At 61.1% G+C, this 19,632-nt stretch carries 22 protein-coding genes; 12 read left to right on the plus strand and 10 right to left on the minus strand.

The genetic code is table 11. The features are described 5' to 3' along the window. Positions 1–76: 76 nt before the first annotated feature. The 6 genes from GVN17_RS10650 (at position 77) to GVN17_RS10675 (ending at position 6,943) form a co-directional block, all read left to right on the plus strand. Positions 77–1,642, plus strand: coding sequence for a sugar ABC transporter ATP-binding protein (locus GVN17_RS10650; RefSeq protein ID WP_218576161.1), 1,566 nt, complete (start codon positions 77–79; stop codon positions 1,640–1,642). A 142-nt stretch (positions 1,643–1,784) separates the two neighbouring features. After that, the gene (locus tag GVN17_RS10655; protein ID WP_166595227.1) at positions 1,785–2,777 is read left to right on the plus strand and encodes a ribose ABC transporter permease; all 993 of its coding nucleotides are present in this window, start codon (positions 1,785–1,787) and stop codon (positions 2,775–2,777) included. Positions 2,778–2,840: 63 nt separating this feature from the next. After that, positions 2,841–3,782 (plus strand): ABC transporter substrate-binding protein, encoded by a 942-nt coding sequence (locus GVN17_RS10660; protein ID WP_166595228.1) that lies wholly within the window; start codon positions 2,841–2,843, stop codon positions 3,780–3,782. Positions 3,783–3,808: 26 nt separating this feature from the next. Continuing rightward, a complete protein-coding gene (locus GVN17_RS10665) occupies positions 3,809–4,807 on the plus strand; it encodes a LacI family DNA-binding transcriptional regulator (protein ID WP_166595229.1) in 999 nt (332 codons plus the stop codon). A 30-nt stretch (positions 4,808–4,837) separates the two neighbouring features. Then, positions 4,838–6,322 (plus strand): xylulokinase, encoded by a 1,485-nt coding sequence (xylB, locus tag GVN17_RS10670; protein ID WP_166595230.1) that lies wholly within the window; start codon positions 4,838–4,840, stop codon positions 6,320–6,322. A 219-nt stretch (positions 6,323–6,541) separates the two neighbouring features. Next, on the plus strand, positions 6,542–6,943 hold the full coding sequence (locus tag GVN17_RS10675) for an NUDIX hydrolase (protein ID WP_166595231.1): 402 nt from the start codon (positions 6,542–6,544) through the stop codon (positions 6,941–6,943). Between the two features lie 28 nt (positions 6,944–6,971). On the opposite strand, the gene GVN17_RS10680 is transcribed toward GVN17_RS10675, so the two are convergent. The 3 genes from GVN17_RS10680 to GVN17_RS10690 all read right to left on the minus strand — a co-directional run bounded on the left by GVN17_RS10680 (position 6,972) and on the right by GVN17_RS10690 (position 8,663). After that, on the minus strand, positions 6,972–7,292 hold the full coding sequence (locus GVN17_RS10680) for a hypothetical protein (protein ID WP_166595232.1): 321 nt from the start codon (positions 7,290–7,292) through the stop codon (positions 6,972–6,974). A 259-nt stretch (positions 7,293–7,551) separates the two neighbouring features. Then, the gene (locus tag GVN17_RS10685) at positions 7,552–7,881 is read right to left on the minus strand and encodes an antibiotic biosynthesis monooxygenase (protein ID WP_166595233.1); all 330 of its coding nucleotides are present in this window, start codon (positions 7,879–7,881) and stop codon (positions 7,552–7,554) included. Between the two features lie 41 nt (positions 7,882–7,922). Further along, positions 7,923–8,663, minus strand: a complete 741-nt coding sequence (locus GVN17_RS10690) for an SDR family oxidoreductase (protein ID WP_166595234.1) — start codon at positions 8,661–8,663, stop codon at positions 7,923–7,925. Between the two features lie 122 nt (positions 8,664–8,785). Here GVN17_RS10690 and GVN17_RS10695 point away from each other — a divergent pair, with 122 nt between their 5' ends. Further along, entirely contained in the window at positions 8,786–9,715 is a 930-nt protein-coding gene (locus GVN17_RS10695) for a LysR family transcriptional regulator (protein WP_166595235.1), read from the plus strand. Positions 9,716–9,799: 84 nt separating this feature from the next. Here GVN17_RS10695 and GVN17_RS10700 read toward each other — a convergent pair whose 3' ends face one another. Next, positions 9,800–10,684, minus strand: a complete 885-nt coding sequence (locus GVN17_RS10700; RefSeq protein WP_166595236.1) for a LysR family transcriptional regulator — start codon at positions 10,682–10,684, stop codon at positions 9,800–9,802. Positions 10,685–10,764: 80 nt separating this feature from the next. On the opposite strand from GVN17_RS10700, the gene GVN17_RS10705 reads away from it, so the two are divergent. Next, entirely contained in the window at positions 10,765–11,475 is a 711-nt protein-coding gene (locus GVN17_RS10705) for an SDR family NAD(P)-dependent oxidoreductase (RefSeq protein ID WP_166595237.1), read from the plus strand. Between the two features lie 104 nt (positions 11,476–11,579). Then, positions 11,580–12,431, plus strand: a complete 852-nt coding sequence (locus tag GVN17_RS10710; protein WP_166595238.1) for a LysR family transcriptional regulator — start codon at positions 11,580–11,582, stop codon at positions 12,429–12,431. Positions 12,432–12,445: 14 nt separating this feature from the next. Here the strand turns inward: GVN17_RS10710 and GVN17_RS10715 are convergent, their stop codons facing one another. Continuing rightward, on the minus strand, positions 12,446–13,900 hold the full coding sequence (locus tag GVN17_RS10715) for an MFS transporter (RefSeq protein WP_166595239.1): 1,455 nt from the start codon (positions 13,898–13,900) through the stop codon (positions 12,446–12,448). Between the two features lie 281 nt (positions 13,901–14,181). Between GVN17_RS10715 and GVN17_RS10720 the strand changes: the two genes are divergently transcribed. Then, a complete protein-coding gene (locus tag GVN17_RS10720; RefSeq protein WP_166595240.1) occupies positions 14,182–14,676 on the plus strand; it encodes a nuclear transport factor 2 family protein in 495 nt (164 codons plus the stop codon). Between the two features lie 41 nt (positions 14,677–14,717). On the opposite strand, the gene GVN17_RS10725 is transcribed toward GVN17_RS10720, so the two are convergent. The 5 genes from GVN17_RS10725 to GVN17_RS10745 all read right to left on the minus strand — a co-directional run bounded on the left by GVN17_RS10725 (position 14,718) and on the right by GVN17_RS10745 (position 18,193). Next, positions 14,718–14,981 carry a hypothetical protein gene (locus GVN17_RS10725; RefSeq protein ID WP_166595241.1) on the minus strand — a complete coding sequence of 88 codons (264 nt, stop codon included), beginning with the start codon at positions 14,979–14,981 and terminating at the stop codon, positions 14,718–14,720. A gap of 148 nt (positions 14,982–15,129) precedes the next feature. Continuing rightward, complete coding sequence (locus GVN17_RS10730) at positions 15,130–15,540, minus strand: cupin domain-containing protein (RefSeq protein WP_166595242.1); 411 nt, start codon at positions 15,538–15,540, stop codon at positions 15,130–15,132. Positions 15,541–15,647: 107 nt separating this feature from the next. After that, positions 15,648–16,982 carry an OprD family porin gene (locus tag GVN17_RS10735; RefSeq protein ID WP_166595243.1) on the minus strand — a complete coding sequence of 445 codons (1,335 nt, stop codon included), beginning with the start codon at positions 16,980–16,982 and terminating at the stop codon, positions 15,648–15,650. 226 nt (positions 16,983–17,208) lie between these two features. Next, positions 17,209–17,523 (minus strand): putative quinol monooxygenase, encoded by a 315-nt coding sequence (locus GVN17_RS10740; RefSeq protein ID WP_166595244.1) that lies wholly within the window; start codon positions 17,521–17,523, stop codon positions 17,209–17,211. A 268-nt stretch (positions 17,524–17,791) separates the two neighbouring features. Next, a complete protein-coding gene (locus GVN17_RS10745; protein ID WP_166595245.1) occupies positions 17,792–18,193 on the minus strand; it encodes a hypothetical protein in 402 nt (133 codons plus the stop codon). Positions 18,194–18,226: 33 nt separating this feature from the next. Between GVN17_RS10745 and GVN17_RS10750 the strand changes: the two genes are divergently transcribed. Continuing rightward, positions 18,227–18,409, plus strand: a complete 183-nt coding sequence (locus tag GVN17_RS10750; RefSeq protein WP_166595246.1) for a hypothetical protein — start codon at positions 18,227–18,229, stop codon at positions 18,407–18,409. A 166-nt stretch (positions 18,410–18,575) separates the two neighbouring features. Then, on the plus strand, positions 18,576–19,592 hold the full coding sequence (pstS, locus tag GVN17_RS10755; protein ID WP_166595247.1) for a phosphate ABC transporter substrate-binding protein PstS: 1,017 nt from the start codon (positions 18,576–18,578) through the stop codon (positions 19,590–19,592). Positions 19,593–19,632: the final 40 nt, after the last annotated feature.

A 19,632-nucleotide genomic window follows, 5' to 3' on the forward strand; every position in this document is an offset into this window, starting at 1 on the left:
ACAGCTTTTTGGCTGGACTGCCGCGTGTTTTCCCTGCGCTTTATGCGCTGTTTTCCCCTGTTTCAGGCACTCTCACATGAGTGCCGTCCTCGCTGAACATCCCTTGCCCGTGCTGGAAATGAACGCCATTTCCAAGACCTTCAACGGCCTGCGCGTGTTGAAAAATGTCGCCCTGAAAGTCTATGCCGGTGAAGTCCATGCGCTGATGGGCGAGAACGGTGCGGGCAAGTCAACATTGATGAAAATCCTCTCGGGGGCTTATCAGGCCGATGCTGGGGGTGAGATTCGCATTGGCGGTCAGACGCTGGCGGCGTTCGATCCGCTCACTGCGAAAGCCCAAGGCATTGCGGTGATCTATCAGGAACTGAGCCTGTGCCCGAACCTCAGCGTGGCCGAGAACATTTACCTGGGGCGAGAACTGCGTCGCGGCTGGAGCATTGATCGCAAGGCGATGGAAGCCGGTTGCGTCGAGGTGTTGAGCCGCTTGGGTGCGGATTTCAAACCTGCGACCAAGGTCAGCGCGTTGTCGATTGCCGAGCGCCAACTGGTGGAGATCGCCCGTGCCTTGCACGCCAACGCGAAGATTCTGGTGATGGACGAGCCCACCACCCCGCTGTCGTCCCGGGAAACGGACCGGCTTTTCGCGCTGATCAAGCAGCTGCGGGATCAAGGTCTGGCGATCATTTACATCAGTCATCGCATGGCGGAAATCTACGAATTGTCGGATCGCGTGTCGGTGTTGCGGGACGGTGAGTACGTGGGCATGTTGCAGCGCGACGGGCTGTCGGCGGACGTGCTGGTGAAGATGATGGTGGGCCGCGATCTGTCCGGGTTTTACAAGAAAGAACACGCGGCGTACGACCCTGGCGAAGTGGTGATGCGCGTGCGCGACATGGCGGACGGAAAGCGGGTCAAGCCGTGCAGTTTCGACCTGCATGCGGGCGAGGTGCTGGGCATCGCCGGGCTGGTCGGGGCAGGGCGCACAGAGCTGGCGCGGCTGATTTTCGCAGCCGACCAGCGCACCTCGGGCACGCTGGAAGTCGCAGGAAAACCAGTCACTGAGCTGCGCAATCCCACCGATGCCATTCGTGCGGGCGTGGTGTACCTGACTGAGGATCGCAAGGCTCAGGGCCTGTTTCTCGACATGAGCGTGCGCGACAACATCAACGTCTGCGCCTGCGTGGCCGACGCCCATGCCGGTGGCGTGCTGGATCGTGGACGCGGGGCGCAGCGGGCGGTGGAAGCGATTCGTTCGCTGTCGATTCGCGTGGCGTCGGGCAAGGTCAACGTTGGCGCGCTGTCCGGTGGCAATCAGCAGAAAGTGCTGCTGGCGCGGCTGCTGGAGGTCAAACCCCACGTGCTGATTCTCGATGAACCGACCCGTGGCGTGGACATCGGCTCGAAATCGGAGATCTACCGGATCATCAACGAACTGGCCAAGGCCGGAGTGGGGATCGTGGTGATTTCCAGCGAGCTGCCGGAAATCATCGGCACCTGTGATCGGGTGCTGATCATGCGCGAAGGGGAGTTGGTGGCGGAGGTCGGCGGCGCGTCGGGGGAAGCGATTTCTCAGGAGCAGATCATTGATCTGGCGACCGGTGGCGAGCAGGTACAGGTATCACAGCCCCCGCGTGACCTGTAGGAGTGAGCTTGCTCGCGATGACGTGGGCTCGGACGCATGAGATGTTTCGGATGTACCGGCCTCTTCGCGAGCAAGCTCACTCCTACAAGGGATCTGCGCCCGCTCTAAACATTATCTACAACAATAAAAAGGAACCCAGGCCATGAGTCTGCCTCTGGAGAACTCGCCCACCGTCGCCGCGATCAGCAAGCGCGAGCGGGTGCGTGAGCTGATGCGCACCATCGGTATGCTGCCGGTGTTGATCCTGTTGCTGATCGGCTTTGCGCTGATGACTGACAGCTTCATGACCCTGCAGAACCTTTCGATCATCACCCAGCAGGCGTCGGTGAACGTGGTGTTGGCGGCGGGCATGACGTTCGTGATTCTGACGGCGGGGATCGACCTGTCAGTGGGCGCCATTCTCGCGGCGTCGGCGGTGGTGGCGTTACAGGCCTCGATGTCGCCGCAGTGGGGCATGCTCGGGATTTTCGCCGGGGTCGGGTTCGGCCTGTTGCTCGGGCTGGTCAACGGCGGACTGATCGCCTTCATGCGCCTGCCTCCCTTCATCGTCACCCTCGGCGCACTGACCGCCATGCGCGGCCTGGCGCGATTGCTGGCCGACGACAAGACCGTGTTCAACCCCGATTTGCCCTTTGCCTTCATCGGCAACGATTCGGTGCTCGGCGTGCCGTGGCTGGTGATCATCGCCGTGGCCGTCATCGTGATCTCCTGGTTCATTTTGAGGCGCACGGTCATGGGCGTGCAGATCTATTCCGTGGGCGGCAATCCCGAGGCGGCGCGGTTGTCCGGGATCAAGGTGTGGAAGGTCTTGCTGTTCGTCTACGCCGTTTCCGGTGCGTTGGCAGGGCTGGGCGCGGTGATGAGTGCGTCACGCCTGTTCGCTGCCAATGGCCTGCAACTGGGGCAGTCCTACGAGCTGGACGCGATTGCGGCAGTGATCCTTGGCGGCACCAGTTTCACCGGCGGTGTTGGCACCATCGGCGGCACGTTGATCGGCGCGCTGATCATTGCAGTGTTGACCAACGGCCTGGTGCTGCTCGGCGTCTCGGACATCTGGCAATACATCATCAAAGGCATCGTGATCATCGGCGCGGTGGCGCTGGATCGTTATCGCCAGTCCGGCGCGCGGACCTGATTCGTCATTCTGGCTGTACGCGTTTCATCCTTTGGCTCTGACAATAACCACAAGAGAGGCATCATGAACTTCAAACGCAAATTCCCTGCTGTCGTGTCCCTGTGTCTGGCGGCGCTGTTGTCCCAGGTCGTCGAGGCCCGCGAACTGAAATCCGTGGGCATCAGCCTCGGCTCGCTGGGCAATCCGTATTTCGTGACCCTGGCCGACGGCGCCAAGGCCAAGGCGTTGGAAATCAATCCCAACGCCAAGGTCACGTCGGTGTCCGCCGATTACGACCTGAGCAAGCAGTTCTCGCAGATCGACAACTTCATCGCGGCGGGCGTGGACCTGATCCTGATCAACGCCGTGGACCCGAAAGCCATCGCGTCGGCGATCAAGAAAGCCCAGGCGGCAGGTATCAAAGTCGTGGCCGTTGACGTCAGCGCCACCGGTGTGGACGCTACGGTGCAGACCGACAACGTCGAAGCGGGCAAGCTGGCCTGCCAGTTCATCGTCGACAAGCTCTCGGGCAAGGGCAACGTGATCATTGAAAACGGCCCGCAAGTGACCGCCGTGACCGACCGCGTGACCGGCTGTAAATCGGCCTTCGCTGCGGCGCCTGACATCAAGGTGCTGTCCGATGATCAGGACGCCAAAGGCTCCCGCGACGGCGGCTTGAACGCGATGCAGGGCTACCTCACGCGCTTCCCGAAAATCGACGGCCTGTTTGCAATCAACGACCCGCAAGCCATCGGCAGTGATCTCGCGGCCCGTCAGCTCAAACGCAGTGGCATCGTCATCACCTCGGTGGACGGCGCGCCGGACATCGAGCACGCACTGAAATCCGAGTCGTCGATTCAGGCCTCCGCGAGCCAGGACCCGTGGGCCATGGCGCAGCAAGCCGTGGTCATCGGCAATGACCTGCTCAACGACAAGAAACCGGCCGAAGCCGTCACGCAACTGACGCCGAAGCTGATCACCCGTGACAACGTCGGTTCATACACTGGCTGGTCGAGCAAGCGCTGAAACGGAAAGCGGAGGGAGTGAACGCAGTGGTCAAAATGGAGGACGTGGCGCGACGGGCTCGGGTGTCGACATCGACGGTGTCCCACGTGCTGAACGGCACGCGCAAGGTCAGCCCGGAAACGGTGGAGGCGGTGCAGCAGGCGGTGCGGGAGTTGGGCTACATCCCCAACACCCTCGCGCGCTCGCTGGCCCGCTCGCGCACCAACACCATCGGCGTGGCGATTTCGGCGCTGTCCAACCACTATTTCAGCGAGACCGTTCACGCCATTGAGACCGAGTGTGCGCGCCACGGCATCATGATGCTGTTCGTCGACACCCACGACGATCCCGCGCAGGAATTGCGCGTGGTCAGGGCGCTGCACCATCGGCGGGTGGACGGCATCCTCCTGGCCCCCTCCAGCGATCCCGAACAGGCGGCGCTGGCCTATCTCCAGGCCAATGCCATCCCCACGGTGCTGGTAGATCGGCTTGCGGCAGACGGCTTCGATCAGGTCGGGGTCGAGAATCGCGATTCGACCCGCGAACTGGTCACGCACCTGATCGGCCACGGTCACACTCGCATTGCCATGATCGCCGGCCATCGCGGGTTGAGCACCACCGAGGAGCGCATCGACGGTTATCGCCTGGCGCTGGAAGATGCCGGTCTGACGTTCGACGACACGCTGCTGGTCAACGGCGAATCCAACAGCGAGTCGGCGCGCAAGGCGGCTGCGGGATTGCTGGCTCTGGCCACGCCGCCGACCGCGATCATGGCCGCCAACAACCTGATGACCATTGGCGCCATGCACGCGTTGCGGGATGCGAAGATTGCGGTGCCCGAGCAGATGGCGTTGGTGGGTTTTGATGATTTCGACTGGGCGGATTTTTTCCTGCCACGTTTGAGTGTCATTGCGCAGCCGGTGCAAGCCCTGGGTGAGCGCGCTGTGCAACTGCTGCTGCAACGCATCGACAACCCAGAGGGCCGACGAGGCTCGGAGCGATTGGCCGCGACGTTACGCATCCGAAACTCATGTGGATGCCCTTGAGCGTCTTTCGCTGACAGGAACTGAACAACGATGAGTCATGCTGTTTCTCTGGGCATCGATCTGGGCACCTCGGAAGTCAAGGCCGTGCTGATGAGCGCCGAGGCTGAGGTGCTGGGACAGGCGGGGGCGCGTATCAGCGTGTCGCGCCGCCAATCCGGCTGGTCGGAGCAGAATCCTGCCGATTGGTGGCAGGCCTGCGTGACCGCGCTGGATCAACTGCGCGCCGAACAACCCGAGGCGTGGAAACGCATCGAATGCATTGGACTGTCGGGGCAGATGCACGGCGCGGTCTTACTCGATCAGGCAAACGAGGTGCTTTATCCCGCCATCCTCTGGGACGATTCCCGAGCGATGGCGCAAGCCGAGCAACTGAACCGCGACTTTCCCGATTACGCCGACGCGACTGGCAGCCTGGCGATGGCCGGGCTGACGGCGCCGAAGCTGCTGTGGCTCAAGCAGCACGAGCCCGCGTTGTTCGCCCGCATCCACTGCGTCTTGTCGCCCAAGGATTACCTGCGATTGCTGTTGACCGGCGAGCAGGTCAGCGACATGTCGGACGCAGCGGGCACTCTCTGGCTCGACGTGGCCAGGCGCGAATGGTTCGCGCCGATGCTCCACGCCACTAGCTTGACCCTGGCGCAGATGCCGCGCCTGCTGGAAGCCGATCAATTGTCGGGCCACCTGACGACTGAAGCGGCCCGGCAGCTCAAACTCCCCGTGAACCTGCCCGTAGCGGCCGGGGGCGGGGACAACCCGGTCTCGGCGGTGGGCATCGGCGCCGTCAATGCCGGGGATGCGTTCGTCACCCTCGGCACCAGCGCCGCCATCGTCGCGATCACCGATCACGCGGCGGGTCATCCACCAAGCGCCGTGCACAGTTTCTGCCATGCGCTGCCGAACCGCTGGTACACCATGGGCGCGATGCTCGCGGGCGCCAGTTGTCTGCGCTGGGTGACACGCTTGCTCGGTCAGCCGGACGAACAAACGCTGCTGGACTTGATCAACACCACGCTGCCGGTCAGTCAGCCTGTCGCCGAAAACGCCCCGCTGTTCTTGCCGTATCTCGCGGGCGAGCGCACCCCTTATAACGACCCGTTGCTGCGGGGCGGCTTCATGAACCTGGGGCATGACAGCACGCCCGCGATGCTCGGTTATGCCGTGCTGGAAGGTGTCGGTTTCGGGTTGCTGGATGCAATGAATGCCGCGCTGTCGGCAGGCGCATCGGTCAACGCCTGCGCGCTGGTGGGCGGTGGCGCGCGCAGCGAATACTGGGCGCAGTTGCTGGCCAATATTCTGGAGCGGGAAGTCTTCACCTTACAGGGCAGCGAATTGAGCGCGTGCATCGGGGCCGCGAAACTCGGGTTCATGGCGATCGGGCAGGGGGCCGATCTGCCACGGCAAGGTCTGCCGATCAAGGCGCGGTATCAGCCCATGCCATCGGCACAACCCGTTTTGCAGGCGCGGTACAGGAAGTTTCGGGGGCTGCTGCCCGCTGCTCGCGGGTTGCACGACTGAGAAGTGGCGGGCCAGCGCCGTCTGACCGCATTTTTTTTGGAACGCGTTTTCAACGGGGCGGTCGGAGTGGTGGGTGATGGCCGACGGCCCTGCTCACATTGGCTTCGACGACCGCTTCACTGTCATCACTCCGACACGTTCTCCGGGCAAAGTAGTGCGAGCGTCGTTAAGCCTGTTGATTGTCAATTCGACGTTTTGCAACCGCTATCGGGATGACTTATGAGTGCCACGGACGCCAGCGCCATCAAATACAAGGGATTGAAACGCCGCGCCACGGTCATTTATCGACGTGATGGAGACATTCTCTTCGTTCGGAAACGCCGGTCGAAATGGAATCTTCCCGGCGGGCGCGTCGAGCGGGGCGAAACCCCTCTGCAAGCCGCTAAGCGCGAGATGTCGGAAGAAACCGGCCTCAGCTTCGACCGCCTGACGTATGTGTCAGAATACAAGCAGGATAACGTCGTGCACTTCCTGTTCGAAGCGCGACGGACCTTGTCCAAGAAGCCCCGTCCCTGCAACGAAATCGACGACTGTCGCTGGATCAGCGCCAAGCGGCTGGCCAAACGCAATGTGCGTGAGCCTATCCGCGATTTGCTCAAGCGCTGCGCCACCGACCTGTAGACGCTGAACGCTAGTCTTCCCTCAGTGGTCAGACGCCTTTCATGACCGGGCGGCTCTGAGCCGACGGCAGCAGCCGCAATCCGGCGCTCTGCACGGGGTGCTGCCGATCCAGAATGAGGCGCTGATACTGCTGTTTCATTTCGCAGATCACAGGCCCCATAAGCGGGTGTTTCCTGAAATTCCCCAAACGCTGATCGATGATCTGTTCCACCCGGCGGAGGGCAGGGCCGGTGTCGTTCGCGGTCATGCAACCCGTCGTGACGGCCAGCAGTTCATCGTCGATCGCGGCCAGCAGGCGCTGGGCCACAGCTATGTCGTGGGTAAAGGTGGTGACTTCCGGAATGTCCATTAACTCGCTCCAAAACGCGCTGAAAGAAGGCCAAAAGGCCGTGCCATCAGTGAACGAAGACCGCTGAAAGTGCCATTCCAGAGCCTTCGAGGCGGTGCATGGTAACGCGACTCGAGTCATCATACGAGTGCGCGGCGATGACAATGTTTTCATTCATCGGGAGCGGCACATCGTGATGTGAGAAGGTCAGCGTAGCTTATGAATGGCATTCCGGGAGTGGATCAAGGGTGCAGCGCCTGGCAGGACGGGAGGTCGGTTTTCAGGTGCCGAGATGTCCATGGTCACAACATCTTGCTGTTGCGGAGGATGGAAACGCACGGGCCGAGACCTTGCTCACCGACTCCGCGCCCAGCAGGTTGATCAGTTCGCCGAGGGCCGGGTGGTGGAAGTGGCGTTCCATCGCCTGCGTGGATTCCCACAGGCCGGTGAGGATCCAGAGACCGCTTCGCCCATGGCTGTGCAGGGCCTGATAGGTGATGCACCCCGGCGTGTCGAGCATGAGGGTCGCGAGCGACGAGAGCTGCGACGCGCACGACGAGGCGGCAAGGTGTCGGGTGTGAACCTCGATAATGCTGATCGCTTCTGTCACGGGGGCATTCCTCATGGGGTCGTCGCTCTCAGGCGAATGTCTCAGGCGAAGCCGCCGTTGGCGCGCAGCACTTGCGAATTGATCCAGCCGCCGTCCGGGCCTGCCAGAAATGCCACCGCACTGGCGATGTCGTCCGGGGTGCCAAGGCGTTCCAGCGGGGCCAGTTGCGCGATGTGCTGAATCTGCTCCGGGGTTTTGCCCTCAAGGAACAGATCGGTGCCGACAGGGCCAGGGGCCACGGCGTTGACGGTGATGCGACGACCGCGCAGCTCATTCGCCAGCACGTGGACCAACCCTTCGACACCGGCCTTGGAGGCAATGTACGGACCGTAGGCCGGGAACGATTTGGCGATCACGCTGGTGGACAACGCGATGATGCGGCCGCCGTCTTCGACATGAGCGGCAGCCTGGGCCAGCACCAGAAACGCGCCGCGCAAGTTGGTTGCGATCACCTTGTCAAAGTCCGCCAGGCTGCCTTCGCTGATGCTTGCCATCGGCATCACGCCAGCGCTGTTGACCACGACATCAATCCTGCCGAACGCATCTTTGGCGGCACGGAACAAGGTCGCGACTTCGTCTGGCTGACCGACGTCGGCCTGCACCGCGATGGCTTTTCCGCCTGCCGCTTCGATGGTCGCGACGGTTTCCTGCGCCTTGGCGGCGTTGTGGGTGAAGTTGACCACCACAGCAAACCCGTCAGCGGCCAGGCGGGTGGCGATGGCTTGGCCGATGCCACGGGAACCGCCGGTGACGATGGCGGTGTGCACGATCTTGTCAGTCATGAAGAGCTCCGGTCATTCGAGTGGGTGGGCATGAGCGCCCTGTGATGCCCATGGTGCTTGTTTGTTGTTGCCGGATAAATACGTATAGATTGGCAACACTATTCAGCAGGGAACAACAATGCATGGACCGTTTCGACTCGCTTCAGCTGTTCACTCGCATCGTCGAGCTGAGCAGTTTCAGCCGGGCGGCTGCGGTGCTGAACATCCCCCGCGCAACCGCGACCCATGCGATCAAGGAACTTGAGAACAGGCTGGGCATCCGCTTGCTGGAGCGCACCACACGACACGTGCGCCCGACCGTCGACGGACAGGCGTTCTACGAGCGTTGCGTGTTTGTGCTGAGCGAGCTGGACGACGCCGAGTCATCGCTGCGTCACGTCGCCTCGAACCCGCAAGGCGTATTACGGGTGGACATGCATGGCACCCACGCCACCAAAATCGTGCTGCCGAGAATCGACGAGTTCAGAGCGCGCTACCCCGGCATCGAACTGACCGCCAGCGGGGGAGACCGGCTGGTCGATCTGGTCCAAGAGGGAGTGGATTGCGTCGTGCGCGCTGGCACCCCTCGCGACTCTACGCTGGTCGCTCGACCGCTGGCCGTGATGCCACAAACCATTTGCGCCAGCCCGGACTACCTGAAGCGGTTCGGCACTCCCCGGACGCCGGACGACCTGGCGAGCCATCAAGTCGTCAAATTCTTCTCCAGCACCGGCTCATCGAGTTTTCCGCTGGAATTGATCATCGACGGCCAGATCCGCTCGTTCGACCTCGACGGTTGGATGGCGGTCAACGACGCGGAAAGCTACGTGGTGTGTGCACTGCGCGGATGCGGCCTGATTCAGGTGCCGCGTTACCACATTGAGGAGGCGTTGGATGATGGGCGACTGGTCGAGGTCTTGCGTGATTGCCAAAGCCCGGGCCTGTCAGTGTCCGCGATGTACCCGCACCACCGGTATCTGTCGCCGAGGGTGCGGGTGTTTATCGACTGGTTGAGCGAGGTGTATCGGGACCGGTTTGGGGCGTTGCCGGGAGATTATCGGGAGGCGACATGAGTCGCTCGGCTTTGGCGCTGGCGTCTTCGGGCCATAGCGTCCGCTGATGTTTCGTCCCTCGCACGATGGAACATGGCCGAAGGCTCAGACAAACACCTCACGTTCCTGTTCGAACATGTCCGCCACCACATCTGCCACCATGCGGATGGACGCATTTTTCCGGTCGCGGCTTCGAGTGAGGAGGTACACCTCTCGGCTCGCAGGAAGCGCACCGAGGTCGCAGATCCGCAATGCGGGGTCTTGCCTGCCAATGTAGTGCGGGATCAGCGCGAGTCCGATACCTGAGCGGGCGGCCATGGACTGCAAAAACTGGTCTTTGGCACGAAATGCCACGCGCGCGCGTGGGAAGTGCTTCGTCAGCCATGCCGCTTGCGTCAGGTAGGCATCGGCCTCGTTGAAACCGATGAACACCAAATCGCTTCCTGCCTCAGCGGCGCGGCAGGCGTGTTCAGTGCCGTAGAAACCGTAGCCAATGGTGGTCAGTGGCCGCGCAATGATGTCGCCGTCTTTTGGTGCATCCACGCGAATCGCGATGTCGGCCTCATGCCGTTCCAGGCTCACCGATCGAAGGGCTGGTGCAAGGTCGATGTTCAATCGGGGGTAACGGGCCGCCAATACCGGAAGGCGGGTGATCAGAAAGCCGTTGGAGAGGCCGGGGGAGGAGCTGATCCGGATGAGGCCCGAGGGCGTTCCATCGTGCGTGCCATTGGTGAGCGCCTGCGCTGCGTCCTCCATCTCGCTGGCCGCCTGCAACGCGTGCGTGCCTGCCAGCGTCAGGACATACCCGTCTGGCCGTCGCTCGACGAGTTTTTCTCCCAGGGCGTCCTCAAGAGAGTGAATGCGTCGGGCGATCGTGGCGTGGCTGACAGACAGCATCCGCGCGGCTGCGGAAAGGCTGCCATGCCGAGCGAGGGCCAGGAAGACGCTGACATCTTGCCAATCGAGGGCTGTTCGTTTTTGATCAGTCATTGATCGAAGATAGGGAATTTCTGAACAGCTGACAACGCTTTATCGTCTGCTCACTCAACGAGCATTCAAGGAGTCAAGCCATGTCAGATTTCAAGAAAGTCGCCATCGTCACCGGCGCATCACAGGGGATGGGCGAAGCGATCGTGCAGGCGTACCGCGCAAGAGGTTACGGCGTCGTCGCCACATCCCGCACGATCCAGCCCTCCCATGACGCAGGCCTGGTGACCGTCGCAGGGGACATTGGGGATCCGGAAACGAGCAAGCGGCTGGTGGCGGCGGCCCTGGAGACATTTGGCCGCATCGATACGCTGGTGAACAACGCCGGCATCTTTATTGGCAAAGCGTTTACCGACTACACGGAAGAAGACTACCGCCTGAAATTGAAGACCAACCTGGACGGTTTCTTCTTCGCGACCCAGACAGTCATTCCGGTGATGCTGAAACAAGGCACCGGCCACGTCGTGCAGATCACGGCCTCCACCGCCGAGTTCGCCAGCTCACTGTCTCCTGCCTTCATTGCCATGTTGACCAAAGGCGGCATGAATTCCGCCACCAAAAGCCTGGCCATCGAGTACGCCACAAAGGGCATTCGGGTCAATGCCGTTGCCCCCGGTGTGATCCGAACGCCGATGCACGACCCTGCGATGGTCGAGCAACTGGCAGGGTTCCACCCCATGAAAAAGCTGGGCGAGGTCGAGGACATCGTCCGTGCGGTGCTTTATCTGGAAGATGCCGCCTTCTCGACGGGGGAGATCCTGCACGTTGACGGCGGCCTTATCGCCGGTCGTTGATCGTGAGCGCAGGGCGGTGACAATGCCCCGCGCTTCGGCGCGGGGGATTGCTGCCGGAGTGCCGTTGTTGCAACCTCGTCGTTCATTTATGTACGAGGTGGAGCATGGACTGGAGCGACATGCGGATATTCCTGGCGATTGCCCGCAGCGGCTCGCTGGGTGGCGCTGCCCGGCAGTTGGGGGTGAGTCATCCGACGGTCGGGCGTCGGTTGCAGGTGCTTGAGCAAACCAGTGGGCAGCCATTTTTTCTGCGGACTGCGCAAGGGCTGGTCCTGACCGACAGTGGTGAGCGGATTCTCGGTCTGGCGCAGGACATGGAACACAGCGCCCTGGCCATCGAACGTCGTCTGGCCGGAGACAGCGATCAGCCGGAAGGGCTGTTGCGCATTTCATCGGCCGACTGGTTCGCCTGTCATGTGTTGTCACCGGTGCTGAGCGAACTGGTGCGTCGGTATCCATTGATCGTTCCCGAAGTCATTGCCGGGCATCGACTGTTCGACCTTGCCCGGCGGGATGCCGACATCGCATTCCGCATCGTGCCTTTCACCGAACCCGACGTCGTGCACCGCAAGCTGACAACCTTGCCATACGGACTCTATGCCGCTGTGCATGCGCCGGCGCCCCACCCGGAGGGCGAAGGTGTGGGCCTGATCCTCATGAGCGTCGCCCAGGCTCACTACCCCGACGTGCTCTGGCTTCAGCAGCGCTATCCGCAGGCGCGCACCGTGTTCACCAGCAGCAGCCGGACCGTCCAGGCGCAGATGTGCGCGATGGGCCATGGGATTGCCGTATTGCCACGGGTCCTGGGCGATTCGGTGCCGGGACTGCGACTGCTGGATGAGTATGAGCCCCCACCGGGTCGGGACATCTGGATGGGGTATCACCAGGACATGCGCCAGATGGACCGCCTGCGAGCGCTGGCCGACCTTGCGTCGAGCATGATCGGCTCGGGTTAGAGCGTTTATGCCCTTCAGGACGTGCGAGCCGCCGACACCTCCGATGCCAGGGTCGACTCCCGCGCCAGGGTCAGGCTCACCGCAGCACCGACCGCCAGGCAAGCCGCGATGCACAGCACGGAAATCGTAAACGCGTGAGTGATGCTGGTCGGGGTTGTCTGGTCTCCCAGCAAGGTATAAAAAACGCCGCCGATCAATGCGACGCTCAGCGATGTGCTGATCTGCAACGTGGCGCTGGTGATGCCCGCAATCATCCCGGAATACGCCGGTGCGACTCGGCCGGTCACCATGCGCATCAACGTCGGCAAGGCCAGCCCTTGTCCAAAGCCGATCAGGAAAAGAATGACGACCAGTGACGTGAGCGGCGGGGCGAGGGCAGGCGGCGTCACTGAGACGAGCCAGCCAAGCCATAGAAACCCCGCCACTTCCAGTGCCATGCCTACGGGATTCACGTAGCCGCCAAGGACGCGTCTGAGTTGAGGGACCGACAGGGGGCCGAGGAGGAACCCTGCGCCAAATGGCAGGAAAATCAGGCCGGCCTGCAGCGCGGTCATTCGCAGCGCACCTTGCATGTACATCGAGAACAGCAGGAAAAATACCCCGATGGCATAGAAGCACAGCGCGACCAGTAACGCTCGGCCCAGGCCGGGTGCTTTCAGGGCGGCGGGCGCGAGGATGGGGGTTCCGCCAGCACGGTGCAGCCGGCTTTCGTAACGCCAGAACACGGCTGCCAGCACGGCGGCGGCCGCGAGCGACAACCACGCCCACAGGGGCCATCCCGCCTCACGGCCTTCAATCAACGGCACGACCAGGGCGGTCAGGCTCAACATCGATAATGCTGTGCCCACCAGGTCCAGCTTGCTGGCGTGCCGGGCGCGGGTTTCCTTGAGCAGAGGGATACCGAACGCAATGACCAGCAAAGCGATCGGCAGGTTGACCAGGAAAATCGCCCGCCACCCCATGCCCAACACGTCGACCGCAATCAAAACGCCGCCCAGCGCTTGACCGATCACAGACGCCAGTCCAAACACCGCTCCGTACAGGCTCAGTGCCAATGGCCTTTCCGACGCCGGGAAAATGGCCTGTACCGAAGCAAGCGCCTGAGGCGCCATCACGGCAGCAGTGACGCCTTGCAAGGCGCGTCCGAGGATGAGGACCCAGGGCGACGCCGCCAGGCCGCACATCAGGGATGCGGCAGCGAAGCCCAGCAGGCCAAGAAAGAACATCCGACCGCGACCGTACAGATCGCCGAGTCGACCGCCGGTAATCAGCGTCACGGCGTAGAGCGTTGCGTAGGAAGAGATCACGAGTTGCTCGGCGGAGGACCCGGTACCCAGATCCCCCTGTATCGAGGGCAGCGCGACATTCACGATGAAGAAGTCCAGGGGAGGCAGAAATGCGCCGACGAGCAAAATGGCGAACATCACCCAGCGCCGTGGCTCGGACACTTCGGTTTCAATTTGAGACATGACAGGCATCCTGTGTGGCCACTCAGGTTTCACGGCGAACGAGAGACGTCGATTGAAAAACAGGCTCGGTCGAGCAGGTTTTTTCGCCGACTCGGGTCAAGCCGATTGCGGCCGATTTTGAGGGTCACTCGCCGTTTTTGCGCCTTACAAAACTGCACGGCCGTCGTTCATTCGTGGCAGTGCCGCTCCGCTCCAAGGATGTTCACCATGGGCGTGTCGCTCCAAACGACGGTTTATTCATGTGGATCAATCAGGGGCATTCAGCCCCACAGGAGAACACCATGGGCATCGAAACCCTGAGCGCTCGACTCGACGCGCTGGAAAGCCGCGCCGCGATCGATCGACTCATCAGCGCTTACTCGAACGCATTCGACCGCATCGATGCGAGGCTCTTGAAAGACATCTGGCACCTCGACGCCAGCCTCGATCTGCCGGGGTTCGGCGCCGCGACGGGCCGTGATGAAATCCTCGCCATGGCTGAAAACAGCTGGCGCCAGATGCCCCATATGCATCACTGGATGGCCAATCCTCTGATCGAGATCGCAGGTGACAGCGCGACAGGAACCGTCGCCGCGGACTGCCTGTTTCATGACGTCGACAAAGGCCCGGTACAAGTCAGCGGGCTCTATCACGACCGGTTCGAACGCCGGGCAGGGAAATGGGCGTTCGTGTCCAGGCGGTTCGAGCTTCACTTCCTGACCCCATTGAACGACTGGCAGCCCATTGCAGGCGTGGAGTCATTTACAACGCTGCCGCTAGAGCCGCGGCAGGGCTGAGCGCGGCATGCCGTCCGGTGCCGTGTCATTCAAGCGCGAGCTCAATGCACCGCCCAGGACCGTGGCGCAGGCGTATGGGAAAACTTCGAAATCCCTTTCACCCAGAATCGCCGGTGGGAGGTCTGGTCCGGTGGCAGCAGCGGCTGGCTGGACCATTGATGCTGACGTTTCGATTCTTCGCGGTAGGCCTTCCATTCCATCGCTTCTGCCGTGTCTTTGGCCGCTCGCTCGTCATCGAACCAGCCCAAAACGGAAACTTCGCCCTGATCGCGGCCGTGTTCTACCAGCAGATAAATGTCGTACATGCCTGTGCCTTTCGTTCATCAAGTCCGGCCCGGTGTTCGGGCTCTACTGATGGCTTATCGACAGTTGACCGAAAAAATTGAGTGCAGCGTGATGGGGCGCTGACCGGCGGCGCCTTGTGCCAGAGCGCCGCGAGGGTCGACGTCGAGGTCACTTCGGCAGTGGCGTCAGCACCTCGCCGTTGTCGTCCAGCAGGATGAACACCAGCAATTTCGCCGGTTGTGTGGCACTGGCGTTGCGCGATTCGTAATGTTTCGATCCAGCGGGTTCGTACCAGGTTTGCCCTGCCTTATAGGTGATCGCCTTGCCGTCGTTGACACGTGAAACGACTTCGCCTTCGAGCACATAGGCCATGGCGCTGCCGGTGTGGCTATGGGGAATGGAAGCCTGGCCGGGCGTGTAATCGACGGTCAGGACCATGGCCTTTTTGCCCGGCGCGTTGAGCATCGGGTGATTTTCCAGGATCGTGATTTTTTCGTGTGTGTCGTCGTGGGCTTGCGCGTTGAAGGACAGCGGCAGGGAAAGCGCGAGGCAGGAGAGGGTGGCGGCCAGCAGTTTCATGAAGGGTGCTCCGAAAAAGGGTGACAGGTGACACGCTAAGCCTCGCGTGCCACCGGTCACACTGCCAATCCGGGGAAAGATCAGGGGGCCAATTGCAGTGCCCCGTTTTAGAGGACAGATATGGGGTAGTCGACGATCAGGCGAAATTCGTTCTGATCCCCCTCGGCCTGATCAGCGTTGCCGCGATGCCACGCCTGGCGGATGCGGAACGACAGATCCTTCGCCGGGCCGTCCTGAATCACGTATTTGGCTTCCAGGTTGGTTTCGTGGTGTTTGCCGTCCTCACCATAGCCATAGGCGCGGTAGGGGCTGTCGGCGGCCATTTTGGTGCCGTCGATGTCGCGGCCGTTGATGTAACGCGCCATGAAACTCAAGCCGGGCACGCCATACGTCGCCATCGATAAGTCATACCGGGCTTGCCACGATTTCTCGCCCGGGCCGTTGAAGTCCGAGTACTGCACGGAGTTGGCGAGGAAGATCGAGTCGCCAGTGGTACCCGGGCCGTTGTCGCCGAAAGACACGTAGTCGAACGGCTCGTCGCCATGGACTTTCTGGTAGGCGAGGGTGAAGGTGTGCCCCGCCAGAAAACTGTAGGCGGCCGCCAGCGACCAGGTGGTGTTGTTGATTTCACCGGCCTTGGCCTGACCTTCGTCGTTGGTGCGGTAGAGGTTGAAGTCAAAGGTCACCGACTGATCGCTGGGCATCGCCAGCACATAGTTGGCGTTGGCGTAGTACTGACGCCAGACGTCTTCGAATTCGGAACCGTATAACTGAACGGACAGGCTGTCGTTGATCGCGTACTTGCCACCGACGAAATCGACGCTGCTCGTGGTCACCCCGGCATAACTGGCGTACAGCTCGCCACTAGAGCTGGTGTGCTGCGGCCCGTTGCCTGCGGTGAAGTGACCACCTTCAAGGTCAAGCCCTTGTATCTCGCTGCTTTGCAGGCTGAAACCGGTGGCGGTTTGCGGGAACAGCCGGGTGCCCCCTGCGGCGAACACCGGCGCGGTGGGCTGCATCGTGCCCCACTTGAGTTCGGTCTTGGAGATGCGCGCTTTGATTGCACCGCCAGCGGTGGCGAATTCGTCTTCCGGGTTGCCGCTGCTGTCGACCGGAATATTGCCCGTGCCGGAGTGGCCCGCGCCGCCGTCGAGTTTCAGGCCGTACCAGCCGTAGGCATCGACGCCGAAACCGACCGTGCCGGGCGTGAAACCGGAGCTGAAGTTGGCCATGGCCGCCTGGGACCAGTCCCGACGATCCCCGGCACCGCTCTTGCCATCCCGGTTGAAGTAATAGTTGCGCAACAGCACGTTGAGTTTGGCGTCCTCGACGAAGCCTTTTGCATCGGCCTGGTCACTGACAAACGCCTCGGCGGCTTCCACCGATTGGACATATCCCGCTGAAACCGCCAGTGCGATCAAACTCAGACTTAGCATTCTCATAATGGCATGACCTCTGAAGTTCCTGAGGCAACGTGCTATCACGGTGTGCGTGCGATAGCGCTCACTTGCCTGCAAGAGCAGAAGCGTAATCCGGCTTTTTGAGTTCGCCACTTTCCGCGCGCAATCAGCCCCTCCGCAGGCCGTTTTTCTGACGATTGGTTTAGTTAACAGGCAATTAAGCGGGGTCGTTAAAGTGTTTGTTCAAGGGGAATTACTGCCCGGACGCTCAACGGCTTGTGGGAAAGTTGCAATGTTCAGCGTCGCTCTCGAACGCCACCTGACGCACGAAACAATTGCTCAGCAAGCCGTTCAAGCCTTCATTGCTCCGTTTGGCGAAGTGGGCGGCCATGACGTCGCAGGACGGCCAGCGCACGTCAATGATCCACAGATCCTGGTCTGCTTCGTCGCGGTTGAGGGTGCTGCTCAGGCAGCCGGACACGGAAGGGAGGTTTTTGACGACACCGGCCAAGTACTCGCCCAGTTCTTGTGAGCGGCCATGAGCGGCGTGAATCCGAACGGTGTTACAGGTTTCCAGGGTCATGCGAATGTCTCCGTCACAAACGATATCGTCTTTCAACGGAGCCATATTAGTGGGGGACGGCGCAAATGCCAGTGGCCAATCGGAGGAATGAGCGGGAGGCCAATGCTGTGGGGGGGAGGTAAGGTCCTGCGCGGCTGTCAGAAATGGCGGGGGAGCGAATCATCTCGCTCCCCCTCACTGCGATTCAAGACTGCTCATTGACAGTCGCAACAGCGCGCACAGCTTGGGGCTTACAGCTCGCCACTCAAGGCTGGCAGCTCGCTGCCCTTTATTTGCTACCGCTGGACCCGCCGGTACCGCCCGCGCCACCGCCGCTGCCGCCCATGCCGCTGCCATTGCTCATGCCGCCACCCTGGCCAGCGGCGCCATTACCGTCCGAGCTGCCCATGCCTTTGGTGCCTGGGGTGGAACTGTTGCCGGCTTTCGGCGTGCCGTCTGTGTTCGGGCCGGCGCTGCCATTACGTGGGCCAGTGGTGTTGGAGTTGGTATCAACCGGATTGGTCGGGCCGGTGGACCCTGCAAACGCAGAACCTGTTGCAATAGCCATCAGGCTGGCAAGGGTCAGAGCCGTCAGTTTTTTCATGATCATGATGTGAATCCCTTTCTGTTGTGGATACACATTGGTCTGGTAGCTGATCGTAGACGTGCCGTGGTCCCGACGAACGGTCATTTCGAACGGTCTGAAAAACCTGGAAACACCTTTATGACTCAATTGCAGCGTTTTGTTGAGCCATCACACGCAAGACCGACATCAACACCGGTCATCCTGACACCGTTTTGTCATATTCACGCCGAAAACACGGGGCTTCAGCGCCGTTATCGAGCCGATTGTGGCGCATTGATATTAATTTCTAAAAACGTGGACAACCCGGTTGGGAGCCAATGAATCCGGGGGTTTTGTTTTTACAGGGTGTAGGAAATCACCTACAAAATCGCCTCGATTCCAAGGTGTGTCCCAAGACTGTCATCAAACAGAAATGTTTCGGGTTTTAAATCTGCATCGGGTCTTCAACTGCGACCACACATACACATTCTCTTGCTGAGGTATTGCCGTGAATCTGCTGACAAAAACACGCCTGTCACTCCTGCTGGCTTCGATGGCCTTGTCCGGAATGGCACACGCTACGGACGTCACTGGTGCTGGTTCGAGCTTCGTGTTCCCAGTCATCTCGAAATGGGCGACCGAGTACAGCGCAAAGTCCGGCAACAAAGTTAACTACCAGTCGATCGGTTCCGGCGGCGGTATCGCACAAATCAAGGCAGCCACCGTTGACTTCGGTGCTTCCGATGCCCCTCTGAAAGCCGAAGACCTGCAGGCTGCTGGCCTGGGTCAGTTCCCAAGCGTGATCGGCGGTATCGTTCCAGTCATCAACGTTGAAGGCATCGAAACCGGCAAGCTGGAACTGAGCGGCAAAGTTTTGGCTGATATCTTCCAGGGCAAAATCACCAAGTGGAACGATCCAGCGATCGTTGCGCTGAACAAAGGCGTGAAACTGCCAGAAACCGCGATCACCGTGGTTCACCGTTCGGACGGTTCGGGTACTTCGTTCAACTTCACCAACTACCTGAGCAAAGTCAGCCCGGACTGGAAAGCCGGTCCTGGCGAAGGTTCGGCTGTTCAGTGGCCAGTCGGTGTGGGTGGCAAGGGTAACGAAGGTGTGGCTGCTTACGTGAAGCAGATCAAGGGTTCGATCGGCTACGTGGAATTCGCCTACGCCAAGACCAACAACATTTCCTACGTCAAGCTGGAAAACGCTGCTGGCAAAACGGTCGAGCCTAGCGCCAAAGCGTTCGCCGCTGCCGCTGCTACCGCTGACTGGGCAAGCGCCAAGGACTTCAACCTGATCATGACCAACGCCCCGGGCGCTGAGGCATGGCCAATCACTGCCACCACCTGGATCATCATGTACAAGCAGCCGAAGAAGGCTGAAGAAAGCAAGGCCGCTTTCGACTTCTTCAAGTGGTCGCTGGAAAGCGGTCAGGCTCAAGCCGAGTCGCTGGACTACGTTCCACTGCCTAAAGAGCTGGTCAGCAAGATCGAAACCTACTGGAAAGCCGAGTTCAAGTAAGAACTCGACGTTATCCGGCTAACCCCTGTCACCGAGCGCT

The organism is Pseudomonas sp. SLFW (genome assembly GCF_009905615.1).
GTDB classification, from domain to species: domain Bacteria; phylum Pseudomonadota; class Gammaproteobacteria; order Pseudomonadales; family Pseudomonadaceae; genus Aquipseudomonas; species Aquipseudomonas bambusae.

What these genes read in the sequence shown, in the direction of transcription:
- GVN17_RS10705 (WP_166595237.1), top strand. Translation starts at nt 10,765, where the DNA reads ATGTCAGATTTCAAGAAAGTCGCCATCGTCACCGGCGCATCACAGGGG.
- GVN17_RS10650 (WP_218576161.1), top strand. Translation starts at nt 77, where the DNA reads ATGAGTGCCGTCCTCGCTGAACATCCCTTGCCCGTGCTGGAAATGAAC.
- GVN17_RS10655 (WP_166595227.1), top strand. Translation starts at nt 1,785, where the DNA reads ATGAGTCTGCCTCTGGAGAACTCGCCCACCGTCGCCGCGATCAGCAAG.
- GVN17_RS10750 (WP_166595246.1), top strand. Translation starts at nt 18,227, where the DNA reads ATGACTCAATTGCAGCGTTTTGTTGAGCCATCACACGCAAGACCGACA.
- GVN17_RS10740 (WP_166595244.1), bottom strand. Translation starts at nt 17,523, where the DNA reads ATGACCCTGGAAACCTGTAACACCGTTCGGATTCACGCCGCTCATGGC.
- xylB (WP_166595230.1), top strand. Translation starts at nt 4,838, where the DNA reads ATGAGTCATGCTGTTTCTCTGGGCATCGATCTGGGCACCTCGGAAGTC.
- GVN17_RS10695 (WP_166595235.1), top strand. Translation starts at nt 8,786, where the DNA reads ATGGACCGTTTCGACTCGCTTCAGCTGTTCACTCGCATCGTCGAGCTG.
- GVN17_RS10680 (WP_166595232.1), bottom strand. Translation starts at nt 7,292, where the DNA reads ATGGACATTCCGGAAGTCACCACCTTTACCCACGACATAGCTGTGGCC.
- GVN17_RS10700 (WP_166595236.1), bottom strand. Translation starts at nt 10,684, where the DNA reads ATGACTGATCAAAAACGAACAGCCCTCGATTGGCAAGATGTCAGCGTC.
- GVN17_RS10710 (WP_166595238.1), top strand. Translation starts at nt 11,580, where the DNA reads ATGGACTGGAGCGACATGCGGATATTCCTGGCGATTGCCCGCAGCGGC.
- GVN17_RS10715 (WP_166595239.1), bottom strand. Translation starts at nt 13,900, where the DNA reads ATGTCTCAAATTGAAACCGAAGTGTCCGAGCCACGGCGCTGGGTGATG.
- GVN17_RS10735 (WP_166595243.1), bottom strand. Translation starts at nt 16,982, where the DNA reads ATGAGAATGCTAAGTCTGAGTTTGATCGCACTGGCGGTTTCAGCGGGA.
- GVN17_RS10745 (WP_166595245.1), bottom strand. Translation starts at nt 18,193, where the DNA reads ATGACCGTTCGTCGGGACCACGGCACGTCTACGATCAGCTACCAGACC.
- GVN17_RS10720 (WP_166595240.1), top strand. Translation starts at nt 14,182, where the DNA reads ATGGGCATCGAAACCCTGAGCGCTCGACTCGACGCGCTGGAAAGCCGC.
- GVN17_RS10725 (WP_166595241.1), bottom strand. Translation starts at nt 14,981, where the DNA reads ATGTACGACATTTATCTGCTGGTAGAACACGGCCGCGATCAGGGCGAA.
- GVN17_RS10730 (WP_166595242.1), bottom strand. Translation starts at nt 15,540, where the DNA reads ATGAAACTGCTGGCCGCCACCCTCTCCTGCCTCGCGCTTTCCCTGCCG.
- GVN17_RS10675 (WP_166595231.1), top strand. Translation starts at nt 6,542, where the DNA reads ATGAGTGCCACGGACGCCAGCGCCATCAAATACAAGGGATTGAAACGC.
- GVN17_RS10690 (WP_166595234.1), bottom strand. Translation starts at nt 8,663, where the DNA reads ATGACTGACAAGATCGTGCACACCGCCATCGTCACCGGCGGTTCCCGT.
- GVN17_RS10660 (WP_166595228.1), top strand. Translation starts at nt 2,841, where the DNA reads ATGAACTTCAAACGCAAATTCCCTGCTGTCGTGTCCCTGTGTCTGGCG.